Source organism: Streptomyces sp. NPDC048590 (assembly GCF_043199535.1).
Lineage (GTDB): Bacteria > Actinomycetota > Actinomycetes > Streptomycetales > Streptomycetaceae > Streptomyces.
On sequence record NZ_JBICWC010000001.1, the window covers coordinates 892,448 to 907,924 of the forward strand.

At 71.8% G+C, this 15,477-nt stretch carries 15 protein-coding genes; 8 read left to right on the forward strand and 7 right to left on the reverse strand.

Translation table 11 applies throughout. The features are described 5' to 3' along the window. Positions 1-76 precede the first annotated feature (76 nt). Positions 77-748, forward strand: a complete 672-nt coding sequence (locus ACGFNN_RS03895) for a PhzF family phenazine biosynthesis protein (RefSeq protein ID WP_393552629.1) — start codon at positions 77-79, stop codon at positions 746-748. Positions 749-758: 10 nt separating this feature from the next. Here ACGFNN_RS03895 and ACGFNN_RS03900 read toward each other — a convergent pair whose 3' ends face one another. Then, on the reverse strand, positions 759-1,424 hold the full coding sequence (locus ACGFNN_RS03900) for a biliverdin-producing heme oxygenase (protein WP_365097229.1): 666 nt from the start codon (positions 1,422-1,424) through the stop codon (positions 759-761). 156 nt (positions 1,425-1,580) lie between these two features. Further along, positions 1,581-2,438, reverse strand: coding sequence for a type I methionyl aminopeptidase (map, locus tag ACGFNN_RS03905; protein ID WP_393552632.1), 858 nt, complete (start codon positions 2,436-2,438; stop codon positions 1,581-1,583). Positions 2,439-2,496: 58 nt separating this feature from the next. Here map and ACGFNN_RS03910 point away from each other — a divergent pair, with 58 nt between their 5' ends. Further along, complete coding sequence (locus ACGFNN_RS03910; RefSeq protein ID WP_393552635.1) at positions 2,497-2,724, forward strand: hypothetical protein; 228 nt, start codon at positions 2,497-2,499, stop codon at positions 2,722-2,724. A 46-nt stretch (positions 2,725-2,770) separates the two neighbouring features. On the opposite strand, the gene ACGFNN_RS03915 is transcribed toward ACGFNN_RS03910, so the two are convergent. Continuing rightward, complete coding sequence (locus tag ACGFNN_RS03915; RefSeq protein WP_393552637.1) at positions 2,771-3,373, reverse strand: hypothetical protein; 603 nt, start codon at positions 3,371-3,373, stop codon at positions 2,771-2,773. A gap of 153 nt (positions 3,374-3,526) precedes the next feature. Here ACGFNN_RS03915 and npdG point away from each other — a divergent pair, with 153 nt between their 5' ends. Next, positions 3,527-4,237 carry an NADPH-dependent F420 reductase gene (gene npdG / locus ACGFNN_RS03920; RefSeq protein ID WP_393552640.1) on the forward strand — a complete coding sequence of 237 codons (711 nt, stop codon included), beginning with the start codon at positions 3,527-3,529 and terminating at the stop codon, positions 4,235-4,237. Between the two features lie 80 nt (positions 4,238-4,317). Next, the gene (locus ACGFNN_RS03925) at positions 4,318-4,494 is read left to right on the forward strand and encodes a hypothetical protein (protein WP_393552643.1); all 177 of its coding nucleotides are present in this window, start codon (positions 4,318-4,320) and stop codon (positions 4,492-4,494) included. A gap of 13 nt (positions 4,495-4,507) precedes the next feature. On the opposite strand, the gene ACGFNN_RS03930 is transcribed toward ACGFNN_RS03925, so the two are convergent. Then, positions 4,508-5,320: a site-2 protease family protein gene (locus tag ACGFNN_RS03930; RefSeq protein WP_362552478.1), complete on the reverse strand. Its 813-nt coding sequence runs from the start codon at positions 5,318-5,320 to the stop codon at positions 4,508-4,510. A gap of 123 nt (positions 5,321-5,443) precedes the next feature. Here ACGFNN_RS03930 and ACGFNN_RS03935 point away from each other — a divergent pair, with 123 nt between their 5' ends. After that, a complete protein-coding gene (locus ACGFNN_RS03935; RefSeq protein ID WP_393552646.1) occupies positions 5,444-8,755 on the forward strand; it encodes a BTAD domain-containing putative transcriptional regulator in 3,312 nt (1,103 codons plus the stop codon). Between the two features lie 48 nt (positions 8,756-8,803). Here the strand turns inward: ACGFNN_RS03935 and ACGFNN_RS03940 are convergent, their stop codons facing one another. The 3 genes from ACGFNN_RS03940 to panB form a co-directional block, all read right to left on the reverse strand. Beyond that, positions 8,804-9,661 (reverse strand): ABC transporter permease, encoded by an 858-nt coding sequence (locus tag ACGFNN_RS03940; RefSeq protein ID WP_393552648.1) that lies wholly within the window; start codon positions 9,659-9,661, stop codon positions 8,804-8,806. After that, on the reverse strand, positions 9,658-10,677 hold the full coding sequence (locus tag ACGFNN_RS03945) for an ATP-binding cassette domain-containing protein (RefSeq protein ID WP_393552651.1): 1,020 nt from the start codon (positions 10,675-10,677) through the stop codon (positions 9,658-9,660). Before ACGFNN_RS03945 ends, ACGFNN_RS03940 begins: the two co-directional genes overlap by 4 nt. A 120-nt stretch (positions 10,678-10,797) precedes the next feature. Beyond that, on the reverse strand, positions 10,798-11,685 hold the full coding sequence (panB, locus tag ACGFNN_RS03950) for a 3-methyl-2-oxobutanoate hydroxymethyltransferase (protein WP_393552654.1): 888 nt from the start codon (positions 11,683-11,685) through the stop codon (positions 10,798-10,800). 184 nt (positions 11,686-11,869) lie between these two features. Here panB and ACGFNN_RS03955 point away from each other — a divergent pair, with 184 nt between their 5' ends. From ACGFNN_RS03955 to ACGFNN_RS03965, 3 genes are all read left to right on the forward strand, one after another. Further along, complete coding sequence (locus ACGFNN_RS03955; RefSeq protein ID WP_393552656.1) at positions 11,870-13,480, forward strand: MFS transporter; 1,611 nt, start codon at positions 11,870-11,872, stop codon at positions 13,478-13,480. Between the two features lie 104 nt (positions 13,481-13,584). Further along, positions 13,585-14,274, forward strand: coding sequence for a TetR/AcrR family transcriptional regulator (locus ACGFNN_RS03960; RefSeq protein ID WP_393552920.1), 690 nt, complete (start codon positions 13,585-13,587; stop codon positions 14,272-14,274). Positions 14,275-14,440: 166 nt separating this feature from the next. After that, a complete protein-coding gene (locus ACGFNN_RS03965; RefSeq protein WP_393552659.1) occupies positions 14,441-15,463 on the forward strand; it encodes an endonuclease/exonuclease/phosphatase family protein in 1,023 nt (340 codons plus the stop codon). Positions 15,464-15,477: the final 14 nt, after the last annotated feature.

Genomic DNA, 15,477 nt, shown 5'->3' on the forward strand with positions numbered 1-15,477 from the left:
CCGGCGCGCAGGACGCCGGTGCGGCCCTCGGGCCTGTCCGGCGCACCGCACCGCTCCACGGTGTTTCAATGAAATGGTGAACGACTACGACGTACCCGCCGGCACCGACGTCCTGCGCGTGTTCTGCGGCCCGGACGGCCGTCACGGCAACGCCCTCGGGGTCGTACGCGACGGGCGCCACTACCCCGACGACCTGTCCCGCCAGGCGCTCGCGCGCAAGCTCGGATTCAGCGAGACGGTGTTCGTCGACGACCCCGAGCGGGGCGTCGTCGACATCCGCACCCCCGAACTGCGGCTGCCCTTCGCCGGTCATCCGCTGGTCGGCACCGCGTGGCTGCTCGACCTGGAGGTGCTGGAGCTCCCCGTCGGGGACGTGACCGCCCGCTGCGACGGTGAGTTCACCTGGATCACCGCCCGCCCGGAGTGGGCGCCGCCGAGGGCGCTGGAGCGCTACGCGTCGGTCGCGGAGGTCGAGGCGCTGACGGGACCGCCGCCCGGCGAGGGCTGGCTCTACGTCTGGGCCTGGGAGGACGAGGCGGCCGGGCGGGTCCGCGCGCGGGCCTTCCCGAGGCGCGGGGACGGTATCGACGAGGACGAGGCGACCGGCGCGGCGGCCATGCTGCTCAGCGCCGAGCTCGGCCGGGCCCTGAACATCACACAAGGACGCGGCTCCCAGATCCTCACCGCGCCCGCGCCTGACGGCACGATGGAGGTCGGGGGCCGCGTCCTTCTGGAGTACGCGTCCTGAGCGGAGGCCCTCAGGCGCCGAGCGGGAAGACCTCGCCCAGCTCGCGGAAGACCGCGGTGTTCAGCGCGAAGGCACGCCTGCACTCGTCGACGATGCGCTGCTTCTCCAGGTCGTCGGCGTCCACCGCGTCCAGCAGCTCCCGGTACTCCCGCTTGAAGGCGGCGGGGTTGGGGATCTGCTCGAAGACGTAGAAGCGCACGCCGTCGCCCTTGCGGTCGAACCCCCAGGTCTTCTCCGCGGTCCCGCGGATGATCTGGCCGCCGGACAGGTCCCCCAGGTAGCGGGTGTAGTGGTGCGCCACATAACCGGCGGGCCAGTCACGGGCGCACTCGGCGACGCGCGCGGCGTACGCGGCGGTGGCGGGCAGCGGCTCCAGACCCTCGCGCCATCCCTCACCCCGCAGATGCGCGAGGTCCCTCTCCAGCTCGGCCGTCCGCATCAGCTCCGGCCGGATGAAGGGGCCGGCGACCGGGGCGTCGCGCAGCGCGTCCGCGCCGTCCTCCAGGGCCCGGTAGACGAACCACAGCTGCTCGGTGTAGCGGGTGTACGCCTCCACCCCGAGCCGCCCGCCGAGCATGTCGCCCATGAAGGCCGAGGACTCGGCCTCCGTGTGCTGTTCGTGCGAGGCGGTGCGGATCAGGGTCGAGAACGGCGTGGTGGTGGCGGTCGAGTCCAAGGCGGGCCTCCGGGGACACGGGGGACAGGAAGTCCGGACGAATGGGTGCATACCGGCAGCAGCTGTGCAGGCCGCCGTACACCGATGTGCCGATCTTCCTACTTAGGCTTACCTAAGTCAACAGTTTCCCGACTCCCTGTCGGTATGTTCCGGGCCTCAGGGAAGCGTCAGGATCTCGGCGCCGGTCTCGGTCACCACCAGTGTGTGCTCGAACTGTGCGGTCCGCTTCCGGTCCTTGGTCACCACGGTCCAGCCGTCGTCCCACATGTCGTAGTCGTGGGTCCCGAGCGTCAGCATCGGCTCGATGGTGAAGGTCATCCCGGGCTGCATCACGGTGGTGGCGTGCGGGCTGTCGTAGTGCGGGATGATCAGCCCGGAGTGGAACGACGAGTTGATCCCGTGCCCGGTGAAGTCCCGCACCACGCCGTAGCCGAAGCGCTTCGCGTACGACTCGATCACGCGCCCGATCACATTGATCTGCCGTCCGGGCCGCACCGCCTTGATGGCGCGGTTCAGGGACTCCCGGGTGCGCTCCACGAGGAGGCGCGACTCCTCGTCGACGTCCCCGCAGAGGTAGGTGGCGTTGTTGTCGCCGTGCACGCCGTCGATGTAGGCGGTCACGTCGAGGTTCACGATGTCGCCGTCCCGCAGCACCGTGGAGTCCGGGATGCCGTGGCAGATCACCTCGTTCACCGAGGTGCAGAGCGACTTCGGGAAGCCGCGGTAGCCGAGCGTCGAGGGGTACGCGCCGTGGTCGACCATGTAGTCGTGGGCGACCCGGTCGAGCTCGTCCGTGGTGACGCCGGGGGCGATGTGCTTGGCCGCCTCCTCCATGGCCCGGGCCGCGATGCGGCCCGCGATCCGCATCCGCTCCACGGTGTCGGAGTCCTGGACCTCCGGCCCGGTGTACGGGGTGGGGGCGGGCTTCCCCACGTACTCGGGGCGCCGGATCTTTCCGGGGACGGAGCGGACGGGAGTGATCTCCCCTGGTGCGAGAAGCGACTGGCCAGACATGTCAGCGAGTCTAACCAGCGTGCCCGGGGCACCATGGCAAAGAGGAAAGGATCCTGCGATGGCCCTGTTCAAGAAGCGCACGGTGGGCAAACCGGGCGAATGGTACTACTGCCTGGAGCACAAGAAGGTGGAGGAGGGCCCCGAGTGCCCAGGCAAGGACCGGTTCGGCCCGTACGCCACTCCGGGGGAGGCGCAGCGCGCGATGGACACGGCGCGTGAGCGGAACCTCGAGTGGGAGACCGACCCGAAGTGGCACGACCGCCCGGAGGACGAGCCGACGGGCTGAGGAGCCGCGGGGCTCCGCCCGCCGAAGGCCGGCCGCGCGGCGCGGGTCACCAGCGGTCCGGAGGCGGAGCGGTCAGCTGGTCGGCGAGCCGGGAGAGGCGGTCGCGGAAGGTGCGGCGGCCCCGGGGGGCGGGAGCGCCGTTCTCCCCGGCCGCCGCGCTGACCAGGTGCTGCACCGTGTCCAGATCGACCTCCGAGTCGTCGGACACCGTGAGGGCCTCGTGCGCGAGACCCTGCACCTCCGGATCGCCGCCGTCCAGGGCGAGCACCGTCGCCCCCGCGCGCCGCGCGTCGTGCACCCGCTCCAGCAGACCTCCGTCCGGCCGCCGCGGGGCCACCACGAGCAGTGTCTCCCCGCGCCCCGCCGACTCGATCCGGCCCAGCCCCACGGCCAGGTGCGCCGGATCGTCCGGCTCGACGCGGTGGCGTACGAGGGTGGGTCGCAGCTGAGGCAGGCCGGACCAGGTCGACTCGTCCACCAGGTGCGCGGCCATGTGCCACGGCTCGTACACCTCCGTGCCCACCAGCAGCAGCCCGCCGCCCCGGGGCACGACCGAGGAGCGCAGCGTCCGGGCGAAGCCCCTGGCCGCCGAGGGCCATTCGGTCCCGGCGAGCACCTCACGCAGCAGGGCGACACGTACAGCGTCCATGGCCCGGCATCATGCCGCCCGTCCGTCCCGCCTGTCCGGCGGTCGCCGGTACTCCACCCGGACGGGTCCCGTGCGGCGCCCGGCCACGTGACGCACGTCGCAGGGGGTCGGGGCGGAGGGAACGGCTCCCTACCTGGCAGTAGGGTCGGCGCCATGACTGAACATGACACCGGAAGCACCCCGAAGCCCCCCGCCAAGGACCCCTGGGACCTCCCCGACGTGTCCGGCCTGACCGTGGGCGTGCTGGGCGGGACCGGCCCCCAGGGCCGTGGCCTCGCCTACCGATTCGCCCGCGCCGGGCAGAAGGTCGTCATCGGCTCGCGCGCCGCCGACCGCGCCGAGGCCGCCGCCGCCGAACTCGGCCACGGCGTCGAGGGCGCGGACAACGCGGAGTGCGCGCGCCGCAGCGACATCGTGATCGTCGCCGTGCCGTGGGACGGCCACGCCAAGACGCTGGAGTCCCTGCGCGAGGAACTCGCCGGGAAGCTGGTCGTCGACTGCGTCAACCCGCTCGGCTTCGACAAGAAGGGCGCCTACGCCCTGAAGCCCGAGGAGGGCAGCGCCGCCGAGCAGGCCGCCGCACTGCTGCCGGACTCCCGGGTCACGGCCGCCTTCCACCACCTCTCGGCGGTGCTGCTCCAGGACGAGACGATCGAGGAGATCGACACCGACGTCCTGGTCCTGGGCGAGGCCCGCGCCGACACCGACACCGTGCAGGCCCTCGCGGGCCGCATCCCCGGCATGCGGGGCATCTTCGCCGGCCGGCTGCGCAACGCCCACCAGGTGGAGTCGCTCGTGGCGAACCTGATCTCCGTCAACCGCCGCTACAAGGCACACGCGGGGCTGCGCACCACCGACGTGTGAGCCCGTGACCGGAGCCGAATCGGGCATGAGGGACACTGGAGGGGCCACGCACCATCCCCGGACAGGAGCACCAGCCCCTCATGCCCCGCCTCGCGCTCTACGCCATCGTCCTCTGCGTCCTCGCCCTCGTCGCGGCCGTGGTCTCCTTCGCCCAGGGCGGCATCCTGCTCGGCGTCCTCTGGGTGCTGCTGGTCGGTCTCTCCTCCAACATGGCGTGGTTCTACCTGCGCAGGCACAAGGCGCAGAAGAGCGCGTAGCGCGCGCCGCGCGTCACCGGAGCATCGCGCAGCCCGGGTCCTGGTCGCCGAACCACTCCTGCCAGAAGCGGTAGGTGTCGAGACCGCAGTACGTCTCGACCTCGCTGACGCCCAGGCCCCGCAGCAGCGCGTCCACGGCGTCGAAGAAGAACCCGTTGACCTCCGGGATCCACAGCAGCCCGAAGACCGCGATCAGCCCGAAGGGCGCGAACGGCTCCACCTGGCGGCGGATCCCGTGGGAGAGCCAGGGCTCGATCACTCCGTAGCCGTCGAGCCCCGGGACCGGCAGGAAGTTCAGGATCGCCGCCGTCACCTGGAGCAGCGCCAGGAACGCCAGCGCGAGCCGGAAGGTGACGGGCACGCCGTCCAGCGCGTCCAGCCAGAAGGGCGCCGTGCACACGACGGCGAACAGGACGTTGGTCAGGGGGCCCGCGGCCGAGATCAGGCTGTGCTTCCACCGCCCGCTGATGCGGCCCCGCTCGATGTAGACGGCCCCGCCCGGCAGACCGATACCACCCATGATCACGAACAGCACCGGCAGCACGACGCTGAGCAGCGCATGGGTGTACGTGAGCGGGTTGAGCGTCAGATAGCCCTTCGCCCCGACCGAGATGTCCCCGCTGTGCAGCGCGGTGCGCGCGTGCGCGTACTCGTGCAGGCAGAGGGAGACGATCCAGGCCGCGGTGACGAAGAGGAAGACGGCGAAACCGGTCTGCTCGGCGAAGTCCGTCCACACCGCCCAGCCCGATACGGCCATGACGGCGACGATCCCGAGGAATACCGGGCTCACCCGCCGATCGCTGCGGCGGCGGAAGGCGGTGGTCATCGGGGTGACTCCTGAGGGCTGGACGGCTGCCGGAGCCCCCGACAGTACAAGTGCCACGGCGGGAACGTCTCCTGGTCGGGTGGCAGTTCCCCGGACGGACGTGCCGTCACGGACAATGGGCCCGTGCACTACGGCATCCTCGGTACCACCCGCGCCCTCCGCGCCGACGGCTCACCCGTCGCCCTCGGCGGGGCGCGGCTGCGCGCCCTGCTCACCGTGCTCGCCCTGCGCCCCGGAAGGACGGTGCCGGCCGGTGTGCTCGCCGACGAGGTGTGGGGCGCCGACCCGCCCGCCGACGCGCCGGGAGCGCTCCAGGCGCTGGTCGGACGGCTCAGGCGCGCCCTCGGCCGGGACGCCGTCGCATCGGCCACCGACGGATACCGGCTCGTCGCCGAACCGGACGCCGTGGACCTGCACCGGTTCGACCGGCTCGTGGGGCAGGGCGCCCGGGCCCTGGAGCAGGGCGACGCCGCCGGAGCCACCGCCGTACTCGACGAAGCGCTCGGCCTCTGGCGCGGTCCCGCCCTGGCCGATCTGCCGGACCGGGCCGTGGAGGCGGCCCGCTGGGACGCCAGACGGCTCGACGCCCGCAGGACCCGGATCGAGGCCGTCCTCGCGCAGGGCCGCACCGGTGACGCCCTGCCCGAACTCGCCGGCCTCTGCGCCGACCACCCGCTGGACGAGCCGCTCCAGACGCTCCGCATCACCGTGCTGCGGGACGCGGGGCGCACCGCCCAGGCGCTCGCGGCGTACGAGGAGGTACGCACCCTCCTCGCCGACCGGCTCGGCACCGACCCCGGCCCGGCCCTTCGGGCCCTGCACGTGGAACTGCTGCGCCAGGACGCACCGGCCGCCGAGCCCTCCCGTCCCGCCCCCACCGCCGCCGGACGGCAGGGCAACCTGCGGGCGCGGCTCACCAGCTTCGTCGGCCGTGAGGCCGACATCGCCGCCCTGGGGCAGGACCTCACCCGTTCACGGCTGGTCACGCTCCTCGGCCCCGGCGGCGCCGGGAAGACCAGGCTCTCCCAGGAGGCCGCGGAATCCGTCGACCAGGCCGCCTGGCCGGACGGCGTCTGGCTGGCCGAACTGGCCCCCGTCGACGACCCCGAGGCGGTGCCCGAAGCGGTCCTGACCGCGCTCGGCGGCCGTGAGACGGTGCTGCGCGGAGCGGGTGCGGAGGCACTCCGGGCGGCGGAGCGTGGTCCGGGCGAACGGCTCGCCCGGCTGACCGAACACTGCGCCGGCCGGCGCATGCTGCTCCTGCTGGACAACTGCGAGCACCTGATCGAGGCCGCGGCCCTGCTCGCGGAACACCTGCTGGCCCACTGCCCCGGACTCACCGTCCTCGCCACCAGCCGCGAACCGCTCGGCGTACCGGGGGAGTTCCTCAGACCGGTCGAACCGCTGCCGGACGCGACGGCGCTGCGCCTGTTCTCCGAACGCGGATCCGCCGTACGGCCCGGCTTCCGCACTGACGCCGACGAGCGGTCGCAGGAGGCGTGCGCGGAGATCTGCCGGCGTCTCGACGGACTCCCGCTCGCCATCGAACTGGCCGCCGCTCGCCTGCGGATGCTGACGCCCCGGCAGATCGCGGACCGCCTCGACGACCGCTTCCGTCTGCTGACGGCCGGCAGCCGCACCGTGCTGCCGCGCCAGCAGACGCTGCGCGCGGTCGTCGACTGGTCCTGGGACCTGCTGGACGAGGACGAGCGCACCGTCCTGCGAAGGCTGTCGGTGTTCTCCGGCGGCTGTTCCCTCGACGCGGCCGAGGAGGTCTGCGCCGGTCCGCCCGAGGACGCCCGCGACGTGGCGGCGGTGCTCGGCTCGCTCGTCGACAAGTCCCTGGTCGTGGCCGCCCCCGACGACAGCGGCGAGATGCGCTTCCGCCTCCTGGAGACGGTGGGTGAGTACGCCGCCGAACGGCTGGACGAGGCGGCGGAGCGGGAGTACGTCGAACGCCGGCACCTGGTCTTCCACCGGGAACTCGCCCGTACCCGGGACCCGGAGCTGCGCGGTGCCGGACAGCTCGCGGTCCTCGCCCTGTTCCAGCGGGAGTACGAGAACCTGCGCACCGCGCTGCGCCGTGCCGTGGCGGCCCGGGACGAGCAGGAGTCGCTGTCCCTGGTGCTCTCGCTCGCCTGGTACTGGCAGATGCGCGACCTGCGGGACGACGCACTGCACTGGGCGGAAGCCGTTGGCGCGCTCGGTCCCGACCCGTTCGCCCCACCCGGCGAACGCGCGCCCTCGCTCACCGAACGCTGCACCGACGCACCGCCGCCGATGCGCCCCGAGCTCCTCCAGGAGGCGAGGCGGCAGGTGGCGCTGATGCGCATGGCCACCATGGACCACGGCGACGACGACTGGACGGACGAGGCCGGCCAGGCCCGGCTGCGGGTGATCGCCGACACCTACACGGCCGGCCAGCCGCAGACCTGCCGTTCCCCGGGGTCGCTCTGGTTCTTCGCAGTGATGTTCACCGGAGACACCGGGAACCTGCGTGACCTGCTGGACGAACGGGTCCGTGCCTCAAGGGATTTCGGCTACGACTGGGAACTCGCCGCCGCGCTCCAGGTGCGGGCCAACGTCCTGGCCAACTGGCCCCGCTGGGCGGCCGACGCCCGTAAGGACTCCGACGAGAGCCTGGCGATCTTCCGCCGCCTCGGTGACGACTGGGGCGCCGCGGAGGCCCTGTCGTCGCGTGGTGAGGCCGCCGAGAAGACCGGCGACTACGAAGGGGCCGCAGAGGACTACCTGGCGGCGATCGGCTGTGCCGAGAAGATCGGCGCCCGGTCCCAGGTGCTGGTACTCCGTACCCGGTACGCCGCCACGCTGTCCGAGCTGGGGCGCGTCGAGGAGTGCGAGGCGATCCTCCGGGAGGTCCTCGTCGAGGGGAGGCACGTGGGGCCCGAGGGAACGGCCTTCGCCCGGTACTTCCTCGGCCTGTGTCTGGGAATGGCCGGCCGCACCGAGGAGGCCAGGGAGCAGCTCACCCTGCTGCTCGGCGAATTCGGGGTGGCCGCCATGGGGACGTTCCAGGGTTTCGTGCTCACCGGTCTGGCGTGGCTGGACAACCAGGACGGCCGTTACGCGGACGCCCTGGACCGGAGCCGCCGGGCGCTGGAGGCCTCCAGCAGCCATCTCTGGCTCATGATGGCGCCGGACATGCGCTCGCAGTGCCTGATCATCCATGCCCGGGCGCTCGGTGGACTCGGTGGGGAGCGGAGGGCCGTCCTGGGGGCCCGGCTGCTGGCCGCCGGGCGGAAACTGCTGCCGGAGGGGCACGTACCGGTGCGCACGGAGCGGCAGAACGAGGCCGCGGCCGAGGAGCTGCTGCGCGGAGTGCTCGGGGACGCCGCCTTCGAGTCCGCGTACGCCGAAGGCGGCGGCCTCTCCCGGGAGGAGGCCACCGCCCTCGTGATCGAGTACCGCGACTGAGCCGTCGGCCCGCTCGCGCCCCTCGCCCCGGCCCGCGCCGGGGATCCGTCAGGACTTCTTGCGGAACTTCGACACCGCGAGCGGCGCCATCACGGCGGTGATGACGACCGTCCAGCCGAGTGTCAGCCAGACCGAGTGGCCCAGCGGGCCGCCCATCATCAGTCCACGGGCCGAGTCGGCCAGGTTGGACAGCGGGTTGTAGTCGGTGAATGCCTGGAGCCAGCCCGGCATCGTCTGGGGCGGAGCGAAGATGGACGAGCCGAACTGGAGCGGCATCATCACGATCATCCCCATTCCCTGGACGGCCTGGGCCGTCTTCATGGTCAGCCCGAGCAGGATGAAGATCCACATGATGGCGGCGCCGAACGCGGCCGACAGCGCGATCGCCCCGACCAGTCCGAGCACCGAACCGTGGAGCTCCATGCCGAGCGCGAAGCCCATGCCCAGCAGGATCAGCGTGGCGACCGTCATCCGGCCGAGCTCGACCACGATCTTCGCGATGAGCACCGAGGACCGGGCGATCGGCATGGTGCGGAACCGGTCCATGACGCCCTTGCGGAAGTCGTCGTTCACACCGGACCCGACGGCCATGGCGATGTTCATGCCCATCATCGCCATCAGGCCGGGGATCAGGTAGTTGAGGTAGTCCTGCCGGTCACCGCCCAGGCTGCTGCCGACCGATCCGCCGAAGACGTACACGAAGAGCAGCACGAAGATCACGGGCATCAGGAGCGCGTCGAACATCGACTCCGGATCCTTCTTGATCTGGAGCAGGTTGCGCCGTACCAGCGCCCCGATGTGGCGGAGGTTGTTCCGCAGCCCGATCCGGCCCTCGTCGTGGGGCCGGGACACAGGGGTGGGGCTGCCCGCGCCGGTGGGGGTGGGCGTCAGTGTCGTCGTGCTCATGCCGCGACCTCCTGGGGGTTCGTGTCGGTGACGGTGGCCTTGTCGCCCGTGATGGCGAGGAAGACCTCGTCGAGGCTGGGCAGCGCGGTGGCGACGTGGGCGAGTGAGAAGCCCCGGCTGCCCAGCAGCCCGATGACCGCGGTGAGCTGCTCGTCGCTGAGGATGGGGACGTAGAGCAGTCCTTCGTCCGGGACCGCCTGGGCGCCCGCGACGCCGTCGAGACCGGCCTCCCGCAACGCCTGCGCCATGGCGGCCAGTTCGGCCGGGTCGGAGGGGCGCAGCTGCAGGGTGCGGCCGCCGACCTTGGCCTTGAGCTCGTCGACACCGCCCCGGGCGATGATCTTGCCCTTGTCGATGACCGTGAGCTCGTTCGCGAGCTGCTCGGCCTCCTCCATGTACTGGGTGGTGAGCAGCACGGTCGCGCCTTCCGCGACCATCCGCTGCACCTCGTCCCAGACCTCGTTGCGGGTGCGGGGGTCGAGCCCCGTCGTCGGCTCGTCCAGGTACAGGACGGCCGGGCTGCCGATCATGGAAGCGGCCAGGTCCAGCCGGCGCCGCATGCCCCCGGAGTAGTCCATCGCGGCCTTCTTCGCCGCGTCGGTGAGCGAGAAGCGCTCCAGCAGCTCGTCGGCGCGGGACCGGGCCTTCTTACGGGAGAGATCGAGCAGCCGCCCGATCATGTAGAGGTTCTCCCAGCCGGACAGCTTCTCGTCGACCGAGGCGTACTGGCCGGTCAGGCCTATCGTCCGGCGGAGCTGGCGCGGCTGCCTGACCACGTCGTAACCCGCCACGACGGCGTGTCCGGCGTCCGGGACGATCAGGGTGGAGAGGCAGCGTACGAGGGTGGTCTTCCCGGCACCGTTGGGACCGAGTACGCCGAGGACGGTGCCCTCGCGCACATCGAGGTCCACGCCGTCCAGCGCCTTGGTCGTGCCGTAGTGCTTGACCAGCCCCCGTACCTCGACGGCGTTCGAGCCGCGGTTGAGGTTCTTGTCGTGTCGCTTCATGGACACCATCAGACCAGGCGCCACCGACAAGTCACCGACATGTCGCCGACAGCGGACCGACTGCGCGCGACAGCCCGCCGATGGGGGAAGTCGGCGGGCTGTCGGTGGTGCGGCAGTGGTCTTCGGGCGTCAGTGGAAGGTGTGCTCCGCCGCCGGGAACGTGCCGCCGACGACCTCGTCGGCGTACGCCCTGGCCGCGTCCGCCATCACCTGGCGCAGGTTCGCGTACTGCTTGGTGAAGCGCGGAACCTTGCCGCCGGTCAGGCCGACCATGTCGGTGTAGACCAGCACCTGGGCGTCCGTGTCGGGCCCGGCGCCGATGCCGACCGTCGGGATGTGCAGGGTGCGGGTCACCTCGGCGGCCAGCTCGGCCGGCACGAGCTCCAGCACGACGGCGAACGCGCCCGCGTCCTGCACAGCCTTGGCGTCACGCAGCAGCTGCTGGGCGGCTTCCTCGCCGCGGCCCTGCACCCGGTAGCCCATCGCGTTGACGGACTGCGGGGTCAGGCCGATGTGGCCCATGACGGGGATCCCGGCCTCGACGAGCAGCTTGATCTGCTCGTGGGAACGCTCGCCGCCCTCCAGCTTGACCGCGCCGACGCCGGCGTCCTTGATCAGCCGGGTGGCGTTGCGCAGGGCCTGGACCGGTCCCTCCTGGTACGCCCCGAAGGGCAGGTCGGCGACGATGAGCGCCCGCCGGGTGCCCCGTACGACGGCGGACGAGAGGATGGTCATCTCGTCCATCGTGACGGGCACGGTGGTCTCGTAGCCGAGGTGGCAGTTGCCCATCGAGTCGCCGACGAGCATGACCGGGATGCCGGCCTCGTCGAAGACGGACGCGGTCATCGCGTCGTAGGCGGTGAGCATGGGCCACTTCTCGCCGCGCTCACTGGCGGCGGTGATGTCGTGGACGGTGATACGGCGGGTGCTCACGCCTCCGTACAGAGCCTTGCTCTGACCGGGAGTGGGCCCCGCGGGGGATGTGTCGGACTGATTCTGCGCAGCCTTGAGCGACATTGCCAACGGCTCCTTCGTCATCTCGAGGCGCCCTGACGGCGTCCCCGGATCCCTTCCATGGTGGCATCCTCCGGCCGTTCCCGTGAAGTGGGCCCGCCGTCCGCGGTGAACGGGCGCGGACGAGCGGGTAAAGGGTTTCCAATACGAGACGGTCTCGTATTGGAAATCGAATAGAGTCGTCGGCATGTCCATACCGTCCGGCGCCCCCGCCGTCGCGCCCCGAGTCCCGGAGGCGGTCCACCGCCGCCGCTGGGCCATCCTCGGCGTCCTCATGTTCAGCCTGCTCATCGTCGTTCTCGACAACTCGATCCTGAACGTCGCGGTCAAGACGATCGCCAGCCCCGCGCCGACCGGCATCGGCGCCACCCAGAGCGAGCTCGAGTGGGCCATCAACTCCTACACGCTCGTCTTCGCCGGGATGCTCTTCACCGCCGGACTCCTCGGCGACCGCGTCGGCCGCAAGAAGGTCCTGCTGGCAGGAATCCTCGTCTTCGGCCTGGGCTCGGCCCTGGCCGCCTTCTCCTCGTCGCCCGGGCAGCTCATCACCTGGCGCGCGCTGATGGGCCTCGGTGCGGCGTTCGTGATGCCCGCGACGCTCGCCGTCCTGATGAACGTCTTCGAGCGCGACGAGCAGCCCAAGGCCATCGGCATCTGGGCCGGCAGCGTCGGTCTGGGCATCGCGATCGGCCCGATCACCGGCGGACTGCTCCTGGAGCACTTCTGGTGGGGTTCGATCTTCCTGGTCAACGTGCCCGTGGTCGTCGTCGCGCTGATCGCCATGGTCGTCCTCGTGCCCGACTCCAAGGACCCGGCGCCCGGCCGCGTCGACCCGCTCGGGGTCGTCCTGTCCATCATCGGGCTGGTCCTGCTGGTCTACGGCATCATCCGCGGTGGGGAGCTCGCCTCCTTCACCGACGTGACCGTCCTGGCGCCGCTGATCGGCGGACTGCTGGTCCTGACGGCGTTCGTGTGGCACGAGAAGCGCAGCAGCCACCCGTCCATCGACATCTCCTACTTCCGCAAGCCCGCCTTCGCGGCGGCCGTCGCCGCCATCGCACTGGTCTTCTTCGCGCTGATGGGCGTCACCTTCTTCTCCGCCTTCTACCTCCAGAGCGTGCGCGGCTACACCGCGCTCCAGTCCGGTCTGCTGATCCTTCCGCTCGCGGCCGCGCAGATGATCTTCGCGCCGCGCGCCCGGCTGGTCGTCGACCGCTTCGGCGCCAAGGCTGTGTGCACCGTGGGCATGCTGCTCGTCGCCGGGGGCCTCTCGGCCTTCGCGCTGTTCGGTGCGGACACCCCGCTGTGGGTGCTCTGCCTGGTCTTCTTCGTCCAGGGCACCGGGATGGCGCACATCATGCCTCCGGTCACCGTCGCCGTGATGCAGGCGCTGCCGCGCGAGCGGGCCGGCTCGGGATCCGCCATCAACAACACCTTCCGGCAGGTGGGCGGCGCCCTCGGTATCGCCGTCCTCGGATCGGTGCTCTCCACGGTCTACCGGGGCGACATCGAGGGGCACCTCGGCGCCGTACCGGCCGAGGCCAGGGACGTCGCGGGCGAGTCCATCGAGGCGACCCTGGGCGTCGCGGAACGTATGGGACCGGCCGGCAGGCCGCTCGTGGCCGCCGCGAACGACGCGTTCATCAGCGCCATGCACGTCACCGCGCTCGGATCGGCGGCGGTCGCGCTGATCGGCGCCGTGGTGGTGGCCGTCTTCCTGCCCGGCAGGCACCAGGCCGGCCCGGCCGGCCGCGACCAGGCCGGATCGCCGGCGAAGGAGCCCGCCGCCCGGTCCTGATCCCCGCCTCCGGCCGGGGGACTCGCTCCGCCCCCGGCCGGTCGGCGAGAATCGGACGTACGGTGACCAGCGAACGGCGTACGGCGCAGCGAGAGGCGGCCCAGGTGCGGCAGTCGGCACAGAACCCGGCCGGGGGTACGGCCTCCCCGGCCTGTGAGGGGTCCGGACCACGCCGGGGACGGCCCAGGAGCGCGGCGGTCGAGCGGGCGATCCTCGACGCCGTCGTCCAACTGCTGGAGACGGGGGAGACCCTGGAGGGTCTGTCGATCGAGCGCATCGCCCGTACCGCGGGTGTCGGCAAGGCCACCATCTACCGCCGCTGGAGCGGCAAGGAGGAGCTCTTCGTCGACGTCCTGCGCGACATGGAGCCGGCCGACCCCGTGGTCTCCGGCACCGCGGGCCTGGACGATCTGCGCGCCATGCTCGACTACGTACGCAGGCGCGGCGTCGCCCAGCGCTCGTCCACGCTCCTGCACAACGTCTTCGTGCAGATGAAGAAGCACCCCCGGCTGTGGAGCGAGTACCAGTCCACCGTCCTGGCGCCACGGCGCGCCGCCATGCGGGCCGCCGTGCAGCGGGCCGTGGATTCGGGCGAGCTCCGCGGCGACCTCGACGTGGAGCTGATGAACGACCTGTTCCTGGGGCCCGTGCTCCACCGGACGATGCACCGTCCCGACTCCCCCCTGCCCGAGGACCTCGCGGACCAGGTCATCCGTACGCTCCTCCAGGGACTCGCGCCGGGCGCGGCGGCGTCCCCGGCCGTGCCCGGGGGGTCGGCGCCCGCCCCTGTGTGATCGTTCTGTCACAAGCCCCGGAACCGCCGGGGTGGCCGGAACCCGTCGGGACATATCAGTCGTCCTGATGGCAGTACGGCCGCCGTCGGCGGCCGGAACGGCGTCCCCCATCGCCTAGGGTCGGGGGCGCGGCGATGTGTACGGCAAGGCAGTGAGGACGAGCGCGATGGTGCAGGCGTACAGGGCGGACACCGAGAACCCCGGCGGAGCTCCGCGTCCGGGTTCCCGTCTTCGGGCCCTGCGCCACAGACTCGCCTCGGACCGGGGTCTCTGGCGGCGCGGGATCCTCCTGGCGCTCTGCTCGGTCCTGCTGACCGTCGTGATGGTCCTCCACGCCGACATCCCGAACACCATCGGCAACCTGGGCAGCCTCACCGAGACGTTCCTGCCGTGGTTCGGCCTGCTCGTTCCCGTGCTGCTGGTTCTCGGCCTCCTGCGGCGCTCGGCCACCGCCGTCGTCGCCCTGATCCTGCCGGTCGCGGTCTGGCTGAATCTGTTCGGCGGTCTGCTGTTCGCCGACAAGTCGGGCACCGGCGGTGACCTGACCGTCGCCACGCACAACGTCAACGCGGGAAACCCCGACCCCGCGGGCACCGCCCAGCAGGTCGCCGGATCCGGCGCGGACGTCGTGGCCCTGCAGGAACTGCCGAGCGGCAAGGTCGCGGCGTACGAGGACGCGCTCGCCGACGCCTACCCGCACCACTCCGTGCAGGGCACCGTCGGCCTGTGGAGCAAGTACCCGGTCTCGGACGCCGGCCCCGTCGACATCAAGCTGGGCTGGACCCGCGCGATGAGCGCCACCGTCACGACCCCCGAGGGCCAGGTCAAGGTGTACGTCGCCCACCTCCCCTCGGTGCGGGTCAAGGTCGACGCCGGCTTCACCGCCAACCAGCGGGACGCCAGCGCCGACGCGCTGGGCGAGGCCATCGCGGACGAACCGCTCAAGCGCGTGGTCCTGCTCGGCGACCTGAACGGCACGATGAACGACCGCGCTCTGAACGCCGTCACCGCCCAGATGCGCTCCACCCAGGGCGCCGCGGGCGACGGATTCGGCTTCAGCTGGCCGGCGTCGTTCCCGATGGCGCGGATCGACCAGATCATGGTGCGGGGCGTCGAACCGCTCGCCTCGTGGTCGCTCCCCGCCACGGACAGCGACCACCTCCCGATCGCCGCCCGCGTGCAGCTCTGAGGACGCCCGGCGCG